The sequence below is a fragment of the Arthrobacter arabinosi genome, assembly GCF_054511115.1.
Genome location: NZ_JBTNDF010000003.1, coordinates 208504 through 223145 on the forward strand (window position 1 = coordinate 208504; position 14642 = coordinate 223145).

A 14642-nucleotide genomic window follows, 5' to 3' on the forward strand; every position below is an offset into this window, starting at 1 on the left:
GGACGCTGCGCTCCGACCGCCGAACATCTTGTCACAAGCGGAACTGCCAGCAGTGCAGGCGTGACACTTCGCGCGCTCGCGCCGTGATGCGCGCTCATCACTCACGCCAGAAGCTGGGACTACCCCATGATTTGCCGCATCGGCCGATGCTTCCGAGAAGATCCTCGGAGCCGGCCGGTCCCGGAACGGAGATGAGATGTCACCCTGGAGCGCGCGGACCCAGGACCAAGAAAGCCGGCACTTCCGCTATTTCTAGCGGAAGTACCGGCCTCTCCTTGCTGTGGCAGATGAGGGATTCGAACCCCCGTAGGCGTTGCCAGCTGATTTACAGTCAGCCCCCTTTGGCCGCTCGGGTAATCTGCCGAACGTCTTCGCAGGAAGACCGCCCGCAGCAAGCGCGGGCAAGACAACTTTACCCACAAACGGCCCGGGTGACGAATCGGCTCCGGACGCTAGAGACCCGCCGCCACGCGGCGCTCGATCTGCGCGTAGAAACCGCCGGCCTGCTCCGGCGTGACGAGGCGCAGCAGGACGGCGTTGTCGAGGTCTGCCCGGACTCCCGCTAGGCGCTCCTGGGCGGACGTGGGGGCGACCACCGATGCCGGGGCGGCGAGCGCCGGCGCGGCCCCCACCCCTGTGAGCGCCCCCGCCGTGGCCGCGGCGAGGAAGGACCCTGCCATGGCCCTGCGGAGTCGGACACGGTAGCGACGGCGAGGTGTCTCGGTCATGGCGGTGCTCCTTCGGGTGCGGTAGCCCGTGCCCACGCTGCCAGCCGAGCGTGTGCCCGCCCCCTGCGAGGCCTGGGCGCCCGCTGTGAGGCGCCGCCCGGCAGGGTTGCGGATAGGCTTTAGGGCAAGGAACCCAACCACCCCGAGGAGGCATCGTGGCGAGTGAATCCACGTTCGACGTCGTAAGCAAAGTGGACAAGCAGGAGGTCGCCAACGCGCTGAACCAGGCGCAGAAGGAGATCGCGCAGCGGTACGACTTCAAGGGGGTCGGCGCGGAGGTGGACTTCAGCGGCGAGAAGATCCTCATGAAGGCGAACTCGGAGGAACGCGTCCTCGCGGTGCTCGATGTCCTGCAGTCCAAGATGATCAAGCGCGGCATCTCCCTGAAGTCCCTCGACACCGGCGAGCCCTTCCCCTCGGGCAAGGAGTTCCGCCTCGAGACCTCCATCAAGGAGGGCATCGCCCAGGACATCGCAAAGAAGATCAACAAGCTGATCCGCGACGAGGGACCCAAGGGCGTCAAGTCGCAGATCCAGGGTGACGAACTGCGCGTCAGCTCCAAGTCCCGCGACGACCTGCAGGCCACCATGGCCCTCCTGAAGAACTTCGACGAGGCCGACCTGCAGTTCGTGAACATGCGCTGACCTGAGGCATAAGGACTAGTCAGAGCGGGTCTATAAGGCCTCAGTCCGCACAGAGTCCGCAGGATTGCCGAGGACTAGGGACATCAACCCCGCAGCCGCGGTTCTTGTCTTGTCCTCGGCAGTCGGCCACAGGTGGCCGTAGGTGTTCAACGTGATAGAGGCCTGCGCATGCCCCAGGGCCCGCTGCACCGTGACGACGTCGCATCCAGTCGCGATGAGGGCCGAACGCCGTGGACTTACAAGGGCAGCGACAAGCGCGACGCTTGGCAGATTCTGCGCGACACCGAAGCCGCAGCGAAGCGTACCGCCTGGCAGGAACAGATCGTTTTGCCCACTGGGGTCTCCCGCAGCGCGGGGACGATTCTGGGCTACGTCGACACGAACGTGAACAACGGGTTCGCGGCGCCGAACGCGAAGGTCGATGGGCTGGTCGGCGCACTCGCAGCCGTCGCCGGCGGGGAGTCCTTCGATCAGGCGAAACTACTGGCCAGCATCGAGGAAGCAACCCGGCGCGGCGTCCTCGCCGCGGTCGGCAGTGTCACCGAAGAGAAAGTCACCGTCGTGACCATGAAGGACGAGGCGGAGGGCTGACCATGGAAACGACTCAGGTCTCCCACCCCTGGCGGGCCACCGCCCGCACCGGTTTCGCCGCGGCCGTCGCCCTCTTTCCGCTCCTCAACGGCATCCTCGCTACCTGCATGGGCTGGCTGACCGAGAACACGGCGATCGTCCCCGAGTGGCTGTACGTGGCCCTCAACGGGATCCTGATCGCGGCGATCGCACTCACCGCACTGGTCACCCGGATCCTCGCGGTCCCCGGGGTCGTCGAATGGACACGCAAGCACCTCGCGTTCCTGTCCCCCGACGGGAACCCACCCGGACGCCACGAGCTCACATAGAGAAGCGCCCCACCCTTCTCTCGCGAGGGTGGGGCGCCTTCTGCGTTGCTAGCGCAGGAGTCGAGAAAGCGACTAGCCGTTCCCGGGCATTACCGAAGGGTCGTAGGTCCCGTCACCTCGCTTCATGGGCACGGCCGCCAATACGAACGTGTCCCACGATCCGTTGCCGTCGGGCAGCCGAGGCTGCAGAGAACTAAAGCCCAGTTTGAAGCCTGCCTCATCCTGTTGCTCGTATAGCGATGTGGCAAGAATCTTCTGCAATGCACTGAGGATCGCCCGTTCCCCGGGTTGCGCGGTGAACAACACTTCGGTGCCATCCTCGCGGAGACCAAGAGCCATCGTGTAGGCCTGGGCGGTGGTGCGGTCAGTTATTTCTACCTCGAATTCATGCACGACACGGAGGAATTGACGATTGTTTTCGGAAGTCATACCGGAAATCATTGCACTCCTATCCCCCGTTCGGGTGCTGGGTCGTCGGTGCTGCGGAGCACCATTCCGAACATGCCTGTCAGGGTGGGATGCCGTGCCAGCCAGGGCGGGACGGTCTGAGAGCTCGTGCGGGTGCAGTAGGTCGAGTACTCGATGGCCCGACACGCGTGGATCCGCGCCGACGTCGTCCGCCGGCGAAAGCTCGACGACCGGCTCCCCCACCGGTATAAGGATCGGCTTAGCGCAGTTACTCGCTGGTAATATAGGCGCGCCGAGTGTTGGGCGCCTCGTTCCCCGACTTGTGCCCGACGAGTGGTGTTGGCTCCCCGGCCAACGAGACAAGAGAGCGCCCCGTCATCTTCGGATGGCGGGGCGTTTCGTTGTCAGCCACGCCTAGGCATATAGGGCTGCGCGTTCCTCAGGTTTTCCCGACAGTTTCTTCAAGAACAGCTAATCAGCGTTGCCGGCTGACAGACTCCCTTTGGCGTCCATGGGGGACGCACATCACTTTCGGGGTACACATGAAAATCACATCGGGGCTCATCGCTGTCCTGACCGCCGGGCTCCTCTTCACCGGCATTGCCGCTCCGGCTGAAGCCGGCGTCACCTATACAACCAATCTCCGGGCCGCAGCACGCGCTCTGCCTGTCGCCGTCGAGAACAACGTCGGCTACGACCGTTATCGCTATTTCGGTGATTGGAAGGACTTTGACGGGGACTGCCAGAACACCCGGGCCGAGGTCCTCGTCACCGAGACGAAGGCCGCTCTGACCTACACCACGACCCGCCGATGCACCGTCGCGTCGGGTCGCTGGATCACCTCCTGGGACAACAAGATCCACACCTCCGCGTCCACTGTGCAGATCGACCACACCGTTCCCGTCGCCGAGGTCTGGGGGTCAGGGGGAAGGGCTTGGACGCAGGCCCGTCGTGTCGCGTTCTTCAACGACATCGGGTATGCCGGCACCCTCAATGCCCAGACCACCCTGCTGAACCAGCAGAAGCAGGCAAAGGGCCCCGAGGACTGGCTGCCACCCCTTAACCGTTGCTCCTATGTCGCTCAGTGGGTCACGGTGAAAGCGCGGTGGGGGATGACCGTCGATTCGCGCGAGAAGGCAGCCCTGGTGCGTCTCGCTGATTCGTGCCCGGCAGTCAATCTGACAATCACCAAATACTGACCGAAATCGACTATGTATCGGCGCCTGGTGGGGTGCCTTCCTAGTGAGGAAGTTATGATTTTTTCGACCGGCGAAGGTGCTGAAACTGCGGGGGATCCCGACCGGTTAACTGCGCCACAAAGCCGTGGCCTACCTTCGCGGACGAGAGGGGCGTCTTGGCGAATCACAGCAGGAATGGGCGCCCTGATTCTCGCCGCGAGCACTTTTCCAGCACCAGCACTCGCGAATTCCCAGACGGTAAGCGATGAAACTGCGACCGTCGGAACAGAAGATGACGCGTACAGGTCATCCATCCCGGTCATCGAGGGTAAGAATCAGGTGGGCCACACCCTCACGGTCGACCCCGGCCTCTGGGAGCCTTCGCCGGTCGCGCTGTCCTATCAGTGGACCTTCAACACGACATCGCAGTGGGACGAAGTTGCGGTGCCCATCGACGGTGCCACTTCTCCCACGTACAGTCCCGACCGTTCTTTCTCGAACGACGAATTGCGGGTTGAGGTTACTGGCACATGGCCTGACGGAACCACGCGGACCCGGGTGTCGGAACCTACCACTACGGTCTGGCCCGGCGACTTCGGGCCGCGGACGGTGACCGTGACGGGCACAGCGGCAGCACACGGAATTCTGACTGTCTCGGTATCGGGCAGCTGGCCTGCGGGTACACGGATCTCATACTTCTGGTACGCCGACGGGGTTCTCATCTCCCGGTCGGCGTCGTTCGAGCTGACCGCGGCGCACTACGGGAAGAACGTCACAGCGCAGGTCACCGCGGTACTCGAGGGCTACTTCAATAGCGACTACCGGATCGACGGCCCTTACCGGTCCGCGCCCGTCCTTATCGGCAAGGCCAGCGTCCCACCGAGCTACAACCTCAGTCTCAACACAATCCCAGAAGTCGGAAAGCCAGTCAGCGCAACCGTCGACATCCAGACACCTTGGAATTACACCTACCAGTGGTTCATCGGCGCAACTGCGATTCCCGGAGCGACAACGACGACCTACACCCCCACCCCCGGGGATGTCGGGAAAAAGCTGACCATGCAGGTCACGCAGACGCATCCGAGCGGTGCCTACCATCCCATCCTGCTGTCCTACGGTCCCGGTGACTATCCTGTCCTCCGAACAGTGTGGACCGTCAGGACACGCCCAGCGATCACTGGCACCGTTCGTGTTGGTTCCACCCTGACCGCATCAAACGGGTCATGGCCCTCCGGGACCTCCGTCGCCTACCAGTGGTATCGGGGAACAGCCGCGATCACAGGTGCCACAGCGAAGACCTACAAACCAGTGGCCGCGGACCTCGGCAAAAACCTCAGGGTGCGCGTGGCCGGCTCCCATCCGGCCTACTTCCCGACGAGTGCCTACAGCGCTTTCACCTCCGCCACCGCCCCTGGTGCAATCGCCCTCGGCACTCCGGTGATCAAGGGAACCACCACCGTCGGTTCAACGCTTTCATCATCCGTATCCGGGTACGTATCTGGCATGACCCTGAAAAGGCAGTGGTACCGCTCAGGGACGGTGATTTCCGGAGCCACCGGAAGCAGCTACCGACTAACAGCTGCGGACCGGGGCAAGCAGCTCACTATCCGCGTAACGGCCAGCCGGCCGGGATATACAACAGTTACCAAAGCTTCTGCTGCAACTTACCCGATTAGGTAGCTGAACCGAATGACGTGATGGGATAAAGGGCGATAAGGGCTGAAAAATTCATCAGCGGCAATACGAGCAAAGGGCAGGACCGCCAATCGCGATCCTGCCCTTCGTCACTTCCGGCGTGCGTGAGCGTTAGTTGTTCGCTTCGTTGTAAGCGTCGATGATCGTCTGGGTGATGCGTCCCCGGGAGTTAGGGTTGTACCCGTTGCCCTGAGCCCACTGACGGATCTGCTGAGTGTCCTCACGCTTGTTGCGGCTCGACGACTTCGCGCCACCCTGGCTGCGCTTCCCGCCGCTAACCTTCCGGCCCTTCTCCGCGTACTCAGCCAAGACCGATCGCAGCTTCTCAGCGTTCTCCGTCGTCAGGTCTATCTCATACTTCGTGCCCTCAAAGCCGAATCGAACGGTCTCCTGAGCTTCCTCGTCATTGAGGTCATCAACCAACTGCACCTGTACACGCTGCACCAAAACAAACTCCTAAGTCATCGGGTTTCTAAGCCCCCATTCCCGTCGACGTTACAGGCTGACGGTAGATAGGCACAAAGTCAGGTCGACCGGTTGAAGATTGCATCGGCTATTTCGGCCATTCTGCGGTGTTCTTCCGGCATGAGGTGCCCGTAGACGTTGACAGTCATTTTGATGTCTTTATGGCCCAGCCTGCGGGACAGTGAGTGCATGTCAGCGCCAGCCTGGAGGAACATGCTCGAGCTGGTGTGCCGGATGTCGTGAATCCTTGGCTTGTTGGCCTCCGTGAACCCGGCAGCTAGACATGCTGGGCCCCAGTGTTTGTGGATGGCGGACGACTGAATTGGGCGCTCGACCTTGTTGAGGAACACAAGGCTCTCACCGGCTGCCCCGACAAGTGGAGCCATTTTTCCTGCCATTGATGAGTTTAAGGCGACTTTCCTTTTTGAACTGGCAGTCTTGGGAGGACCGACCACCCGACCGCCTTGCCCGTCGCGCTTCCATGCCTTTGACACGTTCACCAAAACAGTCTCGCCGGCATACTCGAAGTCGCTTCCGCGGAGGGCCGTCGCCTCCCCAAGCCGCATACCGGTCACCCTAAGGAACTCGAAGAACAGCAGGTAGTGAGGATCTATGTGGCCGACGATCCGGCCCCACTCATCCCTACTGATGATACGGACAGGCGCTTCGATGCTACTTGAACCTGGAAGTCGTACCCCATGGCAGGGGTTATCCCTTCGCCATCCCAAACGGATCGCTGTCTTGAACGCAGCGGACAGGAAGCCGAAGTAGTTCCGCACGGTTTTGGGGGCAAGGCCCTTGGCGCTCATGGAGTGGATCCAGGTCACAACCCACTCGAAGTCGATGTCCTTCACTCGAGTCCTACCGGCGTCCCCGTCGAAGTGCAGGTCCAGGCTTTGGGCGTAACGGGTGAGGCTGTATCCACCAACCGCAGTGCGTAGCTCGATGTGCTTCTCCAGCAGGTCCCTGAGGGTCGCCGTCTTGTTCTTTTTCATGCTTCCTCAATGTATCGAATGAGGGAGCATCGTCTCGCTGACGACGGGGAGTCACACCACTGGCTAACCCGCATTACGCCTGGCCTTCGAGGCAACGCTGCAGGTTGCACTTCACACATTCGCGATGAAACTGCACATCTCTGGGCAGTCCGTTTCCCAGAGGCCCGCTCAGCCGTATGAGAACCTGCACCAGCGGTGCACACCGCCACAAAGCTCCTAGCTTTGCTTTGTTACGCGGCAAGCCTCGGCTACTCCGGCAACCTCCTAGTGCGCGTAAAGTCCGCAAGACGTCCGCAAACCGCCTACTGCTGCCACCCACCACCAACCACGAATTGCTTAGATTCCGCGGCAGCCAGGAGTGTCCGACACTCCTCAACCACCCCTCAGGTGTTCGAGCTCTACTACGGCGCCTACGGAGTCATCACTGGTAATAAATCCGCTGAAAGCGGTGGAAACGACGCAACCGGCATCGATCACCGCTGGTAGTCCAGTGGATGCGGAGACGACAGCGCACCAACTGTGACTGGCGGGTCAAGTGAATCCAGGGTTGGCTGCCCAATAGAACCGCCCCTAAAGCGCTATAAACCGAGTCTACTTGTCATCCGGGAATGATCAATTGAAAAAAGGCCCCACCCCTAAAGGGTGAGGCCTCCTATTAATTCTTATGCGGCAGTTAGCCAGCGATCGCCCGACTTCAATGTACTGTCGGTACCAGACGTCACAGAAAGGAAGCCGGAAATGCTCGGTTGAATTCTACGCAGTTCTTCTAGAACTTCAGACCGCACATGATATTCCGTGCTCAGTTGGCTGAACGGTATCTGCGCAGCGAGACGAATCACCTCGATACCGACGACTACGCGATACTCATCAAGATCGAGCATTATGTGCTCAGCGATTTCCACAGTATTCGCGACAACTCCGTCGCTAAGCGCAATGTAAGCCGCATCTGCATCGTGGTCGACCTCGACCCTGATCCGAAAATCCTTCATCGTTTCTCCTCTTGCCACTGCTACCTGAAAAAGGCAGTTACAACCTGTATGGTGCCCGGCGTTCCTAGCGTGTCAGACAAACATACCTGCAGCTGACGCCCGTCCTGCAGGGTTCCGATGTAACAAATTGGAGCCGACTGACCTGGTTGTGATGTGTGATAGTTCGCTAGCGCTTCGCGAATGTCGTCTTCTGAGATGCCTCGCTGACGCATGCGGTTGCGTGCGTGGTAGCTGATGAACAGGTCCACTAGCCATCTTCGCCTTGTACAACAGTAAACGCTAGATGACGCACATCTGTTCCATCCAGCTGGATGTACACGTTGTGAAGCCCCTCCGCCGAGAGCGGCACCCCGAAGCCCATGGCGAAGGTGAGCCCGATCCTGCCAGCGTATGGGCGAGCATGCTCGACCGTTAGCGATGCCTCGAGAGCTATCTCTACTGCCTCGTCTGCTGACACGTAGCGGATAGTCACTTGAGGGGCGTCACTTCCCTCGGGTGCCCGGATGCGCCCGGCGACGTATACAAGATGCTGCGAAGGAAGGCTCGGCACTTGGACATGGGTGTAGCTTGCCCCCACTGCCGTCAACTTATTGCCCTCCACCTTCGCGAACTCGGCAAGGAACGCGTAGTCAAGATCTGCCATACCCGAAGCTTACAGTGAGCCTCCGCGCGGACCTCAAGGGCGCAGGCACGAGGGCCCACTCGCAGTACTCGCCAAGCATGCTGCCGCCAGCGTTGAAGGCTGGCGGGCTCAAGTGCCGCCCACAACTTGCCCACAACTTGCCCACACATGGTGTGATATCAGCTGACTTCGAGTGACCTCAAATGCCGTGATTTCAATGCTGACCGCTGTGACCTGCAGCGCCAAGAGGTTTCAAATCCCACCGTCACCGCGTTCAGAGTCATAGCTGCGGAGCTGTGCCCAAGCATCCGCTCTACCGCTTTCACATTCGCGCCAGCCGAGACCGCGAAGCTCGCCGCGGTGTGCCGCACCGAAGGCGCAATCGAGAGCGTAAGGAAGCGCAACCGGTGGCTGCGGGCACTCAGCTCGAGCAAGATCGCTCGTGCAACTCCTAGTCCGCAGAAAGTCCGCAAGAGTCCCGAAACGGGACCCCATCCGCCAACGTCGCACATCTCCTACTTCCCTCTGCTGGCAGTGTTTTCAACAGCGGTCGACGCCCAACAATCAGTGGTCAGAGGTTCGTGAACATGCGCTAGCCCACGGGAGCAGGTGGCGCCCGAGGCAGGTAGCGCCGGGACCGGACGGGCCGCCCCTGTGCGCAGGCACCCTGGCAGAGCGTCAGGGTGCCTGCCCGAGCCCCGGGGACTTCCGGTCGGGCAGGCAGGAGAGGGCAGCACGCGAGTAGAGGGAACCCGCTCACCCAGTAAATCGGCTGGAACCCAAGTACCCGCTGGGCGATGCGGGTAGCGGTTCCCCCGCAACTCGGGTGGGGGCGGACGGCGACACCCCGAGGAGAACGATTTAGGCTGACGTTCACCAGGCAGCACCTGCGGTTCTCCCTCCGTTCATCCGGAGGCAAGGGCGGTTCCGCTTGGAGGACGGACTCTCGAACGGCGTTCCAGCCGGTATCGGGGGTGGGAGGACCGCCGTCCGTCAGGCGTGTTCGGGGACGTCGCCTGGCTCCTGGCAGTTGCTGCTCTTGGCTGCCACGCCCTTCGATCTGCAAAGTGGTGAGCCCCCTTGTCTGTTACCTATCCCGGTCCGCGAACGTCCTCCAGCAGCGACGAGCCGGCTCCACGCGCGTCCGTGAGCGTCGTCATCCCCACACTCAACGAGGCGATGAACCTGCCGTGGGTCCTTCGTCGGATGCCCTCCTACGTGGACGAGGTCGTCATCGTCGACGGCCGGTCGGTCGATTACACCGTCGAGGTCGCCAAGGCGCTGCGGGTCGACGTCGTGGTGGTGGCGGAACCACGTGCAGGGAAGGGGATCGCCGTCCGCGCCGGACTGGCGGCGTGCTCGGGGGACATCATCGTCATGCTCGACGCGGATGGCAGCATGGACCCGCAGGAGATCGGGTGGTTCGTCTCCCCGCTCCTGCACGACTTCGATTTCGTCAAGGGTTCGCGCTACGTCACCGGGGGCGGTTCCGAAGACCTCACCCTGCTCCGTCATTTCGGCAATCGCGCGCTGACCGAACTGGCCAACGCAGTGCTGCGCAGCAACTACTCCGACCTGTGCTACGGCTACATCGCCCTGCGCAGGGAGTGTGTCGCCGTCCTCGAACTCGAGTCGGACGGGTTCGAGATCGAGACCGAACTGATCACCAGGGCAGCGCGTGCAGGTCTGCGCATCGCCGAGGTGCCCAGCATGGAACTCAACCGGATCTCGGGAGCGTCGAACCTCCAGACCTTTCGCGATGGATGGCGGGTCCTTCGCACACTCGCCCGCGAATGCAGCACCTGGGAGCCTCCCACCGGCGGGGCACGGCCGGAATCCCTCCGTCGGGTGAAATACACCTGCCCGAACGTCCGTCTCCCCCACACGCCAACCGATCCGCAATCCGTTCTCGTCGTACCGAGTGAGGTGGAAAGTTCCTATGCACAGTGAAATTCCGACCATATCCGTGGTGATCTGCACCTACACGGAGAATCGCCTGGACCTCCTGACGAAGGTCGTCGAGTCCGTGCGGGTCCAGTCCCTCGTGCCGGATCAGATCATCGTCGTCGTCGACCACAACGAGGACCTGTACAAGCGTCTCCTCATGGATGTCCGCGATGTGGTCCTGGTGGAGAGCCAGGCACAGGCCGGGCTCGCCGGCGCCCGCAACACCGGGGTCAGCGTGGCGACGTCGGAGATCGTCGCCTTTCTCGACGACGATGCCGAAGCTGCTCCGGACTGGCTCGAACGCCTCTCTGCCTTCTACGACGACCCCGACGTGCTCGCCGTCGGCGGGCGGGCCGATCCCGTGTGGGAGGCCGGCCGTCCATCCTACTTCAGCGAGGAACTCGACTGGATCGTCGGGTGCAGCTACCGGGGCATGCCGCGCATGGCGGCGGAGGTCCGGAACCTGATCGGCGCGAACATGTCCTTCCGCCGCGAGGTGCTGGAGAATGTCGGCGGCTTCAATGAAGATCTCGGCCGACAGGCAGCGAAACCCCTCGGTTGTGAGGAGACGGAGATCTGCATCCGCTCATCCCTCGCCTCGCCGGGCTCCCGCATCGTCTACGATCCTGCAGCCGTGGTCCATCACCATGTGCCCCCCGCCAGAGGCACGCTGAGCTACATGCTGGCGCGCGCCTGGTCCGAGGGACTGTCGAAGGCGCATGTGAGCCACCTCGTGGGGCACAAGCGGGCGCTTGGGTCGGAGCGCCGCTACGTGCGGAGGATCCTCCCCCGCGCGGTCCTGTCCGGGGTCCGGAACTGGGGAACGAGGAGGGACAGCGCCGGGCTCGGCCAGGCCGGAGCCGTCATCGCTGTCCTGGCGTGCACAACCGGAGGGTATCTCCGGGGACGACAGCTCGCCCACTCCACCAAGTCCCGGGCTGCAGACGCGACACCGGGCGAGCCGTGGCGGACCGTCACCTGAGCTGAGCGGTCAGCTCAGCGGACGCCCGGCCATCCCCTCGAGCCGCGCGATGCGCTGGTCCATCGGCGGGTGGGTCGCGAACAGCCTGCCCACGCCCGCGCCCTTGAAGGGGTTGGCGATCATCAGGTGCGAGGTGTTGACGAGGCGCTGGTCCTGCGGCAGCGGCGCCCGCTGGGTGCCGCTCTCGAGCTTGCACAGCGCCGACGCGAGGGCCAGGGGGTCGTCGGTCAGGGCGGCGCCGTCCTCGTCGGCGTCATACTCCCGGGTACGGCCGATCGCGGTCTGGATGAGCCCCGCGGCCAGCGGGGCGAGGACGGCGAGCAGCAGCGCCGCGATGGGGTTGCCGCCCGAGTTGCGGTTGCCGCCCATCATGCCGGTGAACGCGAACATCTGCGCCACGGACGTGATGACACCGGCCACGGCGGCGGCGATGGAGCCGGTGAGGATGTCGCGGTTGTAGACGTGCATGAGTTCGTGTCCGAGGACGCCGCGCAGCTCACGCTCGTTCAGCAGCTGCAGGATCCCCTGCGTACAGCACACCGCCGCGTTCTCCGGGTTACGGCCCGTCGCGAAGGCGTTGGGCGCCATGGTCGGCGAGACATAGAGCCGCGGCATGGGCTTGTTCGCCCGCGTGCTCAGCTCCCGGACGATCCGGTACATGGCGGGCTCCTGCTGCTCCGTGACCTCGACGGCGCGCATGCTGCGGATCGCGATCTTGTCGCTGTTCCAGTAGCTGTAGGCGATCGAGCCGACGCCCAGCAGGGCGAACAGCCAGATGAACATGGAGCTGCCGGTGGCGCCGGCGATGACCGCGCCGAACACGAGGAAGATCCCCATCAGGGCGCCGAACAGCAGCGCCGTCTTGGCACCGTTGAAGTGGTTGTGCACTGCTCTCTCCTTGCGCCGTGGAGGCCGTGGCGGCCCATCACTACAACGGCGACGCCGGGCGGCCTGTTCCGCTCATCGTACCGGCCGTCCTTGCGGGAGGGCGGGGAGGAGGATTCGTCAGGGCTCCGGGTGCCGCGCGTCGTACTGCGCGAAGCCGGGCTGCCAGCGGGCGACGGCGAGCACCAGCACGATGCACGCGGCTCCCCCGACGACGGCGGTCCAGCCCTCCCCCAGCCACGCCGCCTGCCCGCCGGCCACCATGTCCCCGAGGCGCGGCCCACCTGCGACGACGACGATGAACACGCCCTGGAGGCGCCCGCGCATCGCATCGGGCGTCGCGGACTGGAGGATGGTGTTGCGGAATACGCTGCTGACGGAGTCGGCGATGCCGGCCAGCACCAGGCAGGCGGCCGCGGGAAGAACCCAGACGGAGATCTCGCCCTCCCCCGCCGCGGGTGCGGCACTCGCGGTGGCCAGGACGACGACGAATCCGAAGCCCATGACGGACGCGCCCCACCCGACGATCGACCAGATGACCGCCTGGCCCTGCCGGTGGATGTGCCCGAGCGGGCCGGAGAACAGTCCGGCCAGCACCGATCCGAAGGCGGCGGACGCCAGCAGGACACCGACGGTCAGCTCACCCCCGCCGATCAGCACGGCACCCACGGCGGGCAGGAGAGCCCGCGGCTGCGACGTGATCATGGCGATGAGATCGAGGATGAACGTCATGCGGATGTTCGGCCGCGTACCGAGGAAGCGGAACCCCTCGAGCACCGTCGTGAGGCCGGCCCTCCGTGTGGGGCCCTCGGGCGGCAGAGGCGGGAGCCGGTAGACGGCCCACAGCGCGAAGGTGAAGGTGACGACGTCGACCGTGTACGTCCAGGCGTAGCCCACCTGCGCCACGAGGAGCCCTGCGAGCAGCGGGCCGACGGTGAAGGCGAGGCCGAAGGTGATCATGCTCAGCGCGTTCGCGGCGGGCAGCAGCGCGGGCCGCACCAGCCGCGGGATGATCGAGCTCCGCGTGGGCTGGTTGATGCCGGCGGCACCGGACTGGACGGCGATCAAGCCGTAGAGCAGCCACACGCTGTCGAGGCCGATCCATGCCTGCAGCGCGATCGCCGTGGTGGTGGCCCACAGCACCAGCCCCGAGACCAGCGCGATGGTGCGGCGGTCCTGCACGTCGGCGATCGCACCGCCGTAGAGGCCCGCCACCACCAGGGGCACGAGGGCGAACAGGCTGAGCAGTCCGACGCTCAGGGTGGACTGCGTGAGGGAGTATATCTGCAGGCTCACGGCCACGATGGTGAGCTGGGTTCCGATGGCCGAGAGCGCGGTGCCGATGTACAGCCGCCGGAAGGCCGGACTCTCCTTCAGCGGGGTGATGTCGGCGAGGAGTCTGGGCACGGGGAAAGTCTAGCCGCGCATTGATTCGCTGCGGCAACGGTTATCGTGCGCCGTACTCCTCAGGCGGTCTCGCCGTCGCGCGCCGCGATCGCCCGCTCGATCTCGTCCAGGACGCGCCCGTCCGCGATGGGCCGGAAATGGCCCATCGTATCGAGCTGCACGTTGCGGGCGCCCTCCACGAAGCTGCCGCCGGGGATGTGCGGATCGAACCGCCCGTAGATGGAGGTGATGCGCGCATTCAGCGCGAGGTTCGCGCGGAGCATCTGCAGCGTCCGGTTGTACGGGGAGAACGCCCTGATGCTCGGCACCAGGAAAAAGGCCGCGTAGATGGACCCGGAGAACGGGGTGTTGACCGCCACGAGCCGGTTGACGCGCGGCGCCGCACTCGACATCGTCAGGAGGAACTTGCCGATCAGGCCACCCTTGCTGTGCGCGACGATGACGACGTCCTCGAGGTCGTGCTCCGTCAGGTGGGCGGCGGCGAGGTGTGCCATCGCCTCCACGGTGCCGCGGTTGTAGCCGAGCTTCTGCACCACGTGGACCGGGTGGCCGGCCCGGTGCAGGTGGTGGGCGATGGGCCGCATGAACTGCCAGGTCTCATAGATGCCGGGAAGGAGCAGGACGGGCGCCTTCCCCTCGGGCGCGCCCGGAGCCGGTGTCAGGTAGTGCGCGGGATCCGTCCGAACGAGGAAGCCGTGGACCTGCCAGAACCCCACATAGGCGTAGTCCAGCACCCAGGCCCAGCCACGCACGAAGAGGTTCACTCTCTCAACGGTACCGACCGGACGGCCCGCGTGG

General features: G+C 63.9%; 17 protein-coding genes, 1 tRNA gene and 1 pseudogene. 7 read left to right on the forward strand and 12 right to left on the reverse strand.

The window, feature by feature from the left end:
- Positions 1–281: 281 nt before the first annotated feature.
- Both ACX80P_RS08890 and ACX80P_RS08895 read right to left on the reverse strand, forming a co-directional pair.
- A tRNA-Tyr gene (locus ACX80P_RS08890) sits at positions 282–363 on the reverse strand.
- A gap of 89 nt (positions 364–452) precedes the next feature.
- Positions 453–728, reverse strand: coding sequence for a hypothetical protein (locus tag ACX80P_RS08895; protein ID WP_459277712.1), 276 nt, complete (start codon positions 726–728; stop codon positions 453–455).
- 155 nt (positions 729–883) lie between these two features.
- On the opposite strand from ACX80P_RS08895, the gene ACX80P_RS08900 reads away from it, so the two are divergent.
- From ACX80P_RS08900 to ACX80P_RS08910, 3 genes are all read left to right on the forward strand, one after another.
- Positions 884–1372, forward strand: a complete 489-nt coding sequence (locus ACX80P_RS08900; RefSeq protein WP_104051037.1) for a YajQ family cyclic di-GMP-binding protein — start codon at positions 884–886, stop codon at positions 1370–1372.
- 168 nt (positions 1373–1540) lie between these two features.
- Positions 1541–1963 (forward strand): hypothetical protein, encoded by a 423-nt coding sequence (locus ACX80P_RS08905; RefSeq protein ID WP_459277713.1) that lies wholly within the window; start codon positions 1541–1543, stop codon positions 1961–1963.
- Positions 1964–1965: 2 nt separating this feature from the next.
- Positions 1966–2271, forward strand: coding sequence for a hypothetical protein (locus tag ACX80P_RS08910; RefSeq protein ID WP_459277714.1), 306 nt, complete (start codon positions 1966–1968; stop codon positions 2269–2271).
- 72 nt (positions 2272–2343) lie between these two features.
- Here the strand turns inward: ACX80P_RS08910 and ACX80P_RS08915 are convergent, their stop codons facing one another.
- Entirely contained in the window at positions 2344–2712 is a 369-nt protein-coding gene (locus ACX80P_RS08915) for a hypothetical protein (protein WP_459277715.1), read from the reverse strand.
- A 509-nt stretch (positions 2713–3221) separates the two neighbouring features.
- Here ACX80P_RS08915 and ACX80P_RS08920 point away from each other — a divergent pair.
- Positions 3222–3878, forward strand: a complete 657-nt coding sequence (locus ACX80P_RS08920) for an HNH endonuclease family protein (protein ID WP_459277716.1) — start codon at positions 3222–3224, stop codon at positions 3876–3878.
- Between the two features lie 174 nt (positions 3879–4052).
- Positions 4053–5537, forward strand: coding sequence for a hypothetical protein (locus ACX80P_RS08925; RefSeq protein WP_459277717.1), 1485 nt, complete (start codon positions 4053–4055; stop codon positions 5535–5537).
- A gap of 126 nt (positions 5538–5663) precedes the next feature.
- Here the strand turns inward: ACX80P_RS08925 and ACX80P_RS08930 are convergent, their stop codons facing one another.
- From ACX80P_RS08930 to ACX80P_RS08955, 6 genes and pseudogenes are all read right to left on the reverse strand, one after another.
- Entirely contained in the window at positions 5664–5996 is a 333-nt protein-coding gene (locus tag ACX80P_RS08930) for a histone-like nucleoid-structuring protein Lsr2 (protein ID WP_459278186.1), read from the reverse strand.
- Positions 5997–6076: 80 nt separating this feature from the next.
- Positions 6077–7012 (reverse strand): tyrosine-type recombinase/integrase, encoded by a 936-nt coding sequence (locus ACX80P_RS08935; RefSeq protein ID WP_459277718.1) that lies wholly within the window; start codon positions 7010–7012, stop codon positions 6077–6079.
- A gap of 662 nt (positions 7013–7674) precedes the next feature.
- On the reverse strand, positions 7675–8001 hold the full coding sequence (locus ACX80P_RS08940; protein ID WP_459277719.1) for a DUF2283 domain-containing protein: 327 nt from the start codon (positions 7999–8001) through the stop codon (positions 7675–7677).
- Between the two features lie 20 nt (positions 8002–8021).
- Complete coding sequence (locus ACX80P_RS08945) at positions 8022–8249, reverse strand: DUF4258 domain-containing protein (RefSeq protein ID WP_459277720.1); 228 nt, start codon at positions 8247–8249, stop codon at positions 8022–8024.
- Positions 8249–8644 carry a DUF6941 family protein gene (locus ACX80P_RS08950; protein ID WP_459277721.1) on the reverse strand — a complete coding sequence of 132 codons (396 nt, stop codon included), beginning with the start codon at positions 8642–8644 and terminating at the stop codon, positions 8249–8251. Before ACX80P_RS08950 ends, ACX80P_RS08945 begins: the two co-directional genes overlap by 1 nt.
- Positions 8645–8802: 158 nt before the next feature.
- Positions 8803–8994: pseudogene (locus tag ACX80P_RS08955) on the reverse strand (site-specific integrase); the annotation flags it as partial.
- Positions 8995–9769: 775 nt separating this feature from the next.
- Between ACX80P_RS08955 and ACX80P_RS08960 the strand changes: the two are divergent.
- Positions 9770–10573: a glycosyltransferase family 2 protein gene (locus ACX80P_RS08960; protein ID WP_459277722.1), complete on the forward strand. Its 804-nt coding sequence runs from the start codon at positions 9770–9772 to the stop codon at positions 10571–10573.
- Positions 10563–11552 (forward strand): glycosyltransferase family 2 protein, encoded by a 990-nt coding sequence (locus ACX80P_RS08965; protein ID WP_459277723.1) that lies wholly within the window; start codon positions 10563–10565, stop codon positions 11550–11552. Before ACX80P_RS08960 ends, ACX80P_RS08965 begins: the two co-directional genes overlap by 11 nt.
- Positions 11553–11561: 9 nt before the next feature.
- Here ACX80P_RS08965 and htpX read toward each other — a convergent pair whose 3' ends face one another.
- The 3 genes from htpX to ACX80P_RS08980 form a co-directional block, all read right to left on the reverse strand.
- Complete coding sequence (htpX, locus tag ACX80P_RS08970; protein WP_459277724.1) at positions 11562–12440, reverse strand: zinc metalloprotease HtpX; 879 nt, start codon at positions 12438–12440, stop codon at positions 11562–11564.
- Between the two features lie 117 nt (positions 12441–12557).
- Positions 12558–13844: an MFS transporter gene (locus ACX80P_RS08975; protein WP_459277725.1), complete on the reverse strand. Its 1287-nt coding sequence runs from the start codon at positions 13842–13844 to the stop codon at positions 12558–12560.
- Positions 13845–13903: 59 nt separating this feature from the next.
- A complete protein-coding gene (locus ACX80P_RS08980; RefSeq protein WP_459277726.1) occupies positions 13904–14608 on the reverse strand; it encodes an esterase/lipase family protein in 705 nt (234 codons plus the stop codon).
- Positions 14609–14642 lie beyond the last annotated feature (34 nt).

What these genes read in the sequence shown, in the direction of transcription:
- ACX80P_RS08895 (WP_459277712.1), bottom strand. Translation starts at nt 728, where the DNA reads ATGACCGAGACACCTCGCCGTCGCTACCGTGTCCGACTCCGCAGGGCC.
- ACX80P_RS08910 (WP_459277714.1), top strand. Translation starts at nt 1,966, where the DNA reads ATGGAAACGACTCAGGTCTCCCACCCCTGGCGGGCCACCGCCCGCACC.
- ACX80P_RS08940 (WP_459277719.1), bottom strand. Translation starts at nt 8,001, where the DNA reads ATGAAGGATTTTCGGATCAGGGTCGAGGTCGACCACGATGCAGATGCG.
- ACX80P_RS08925 (WP_459277717.1), top strand. Translation starts at nt 4,053, where the DNA reads ATGGGCGCCCTGATTCTCGCCGCGAGCACTTTTCCAGCACCAGCACTC.
- ACX80P_RS08950 (WP_459277721.1), bottom strand. Translation starts at nt 8,644, where the DNA reads ATGGCAGATCTTGACTACGCGTTCCTTGCCGAGTTCGCGAAGGTGGAG.
- ACX80P_RS08905 (WP_459277713.1), top strand. Translation starts at nt 1,541, where the DNA reads ATGCCCCAGGGCCCGCTGCACCGTGACGACGTCGCATCCAGTCGCGAT.
- ACX80P_RS08915 (WP_459277715.1), bottom strand. Translation starts at nt 2,712, where the DNA reads ATGATTTCCGGTATGACTTCCGAAAACAATCGTCAATTCCTCCGTGTC.
- ACX80P_RS08935 (WP_459277718.1), bottom strand. Translation starts at nt 7,012, where the DNA reads ATGAAAAAGAACAAGACGGCGACCCTCAGGGACCTGCTGGAGAAGCAC.
- ACX80P_RS08920 (WP_459277716.1), top strand. Translation starts at nt 3,222, where the DNA reads ATGAAAATCACATCGGGGCTCATCGCTGTCCTGACCGCCGGGCTCCTC.
- ACX80P_RS08965 (WP_459277723.1), top strand. Translation starts at nt 10,563, where the DNA reads ATGCACAGTGAAATTCCGACCATATCCGTGGTGATCTGCACCTACACG.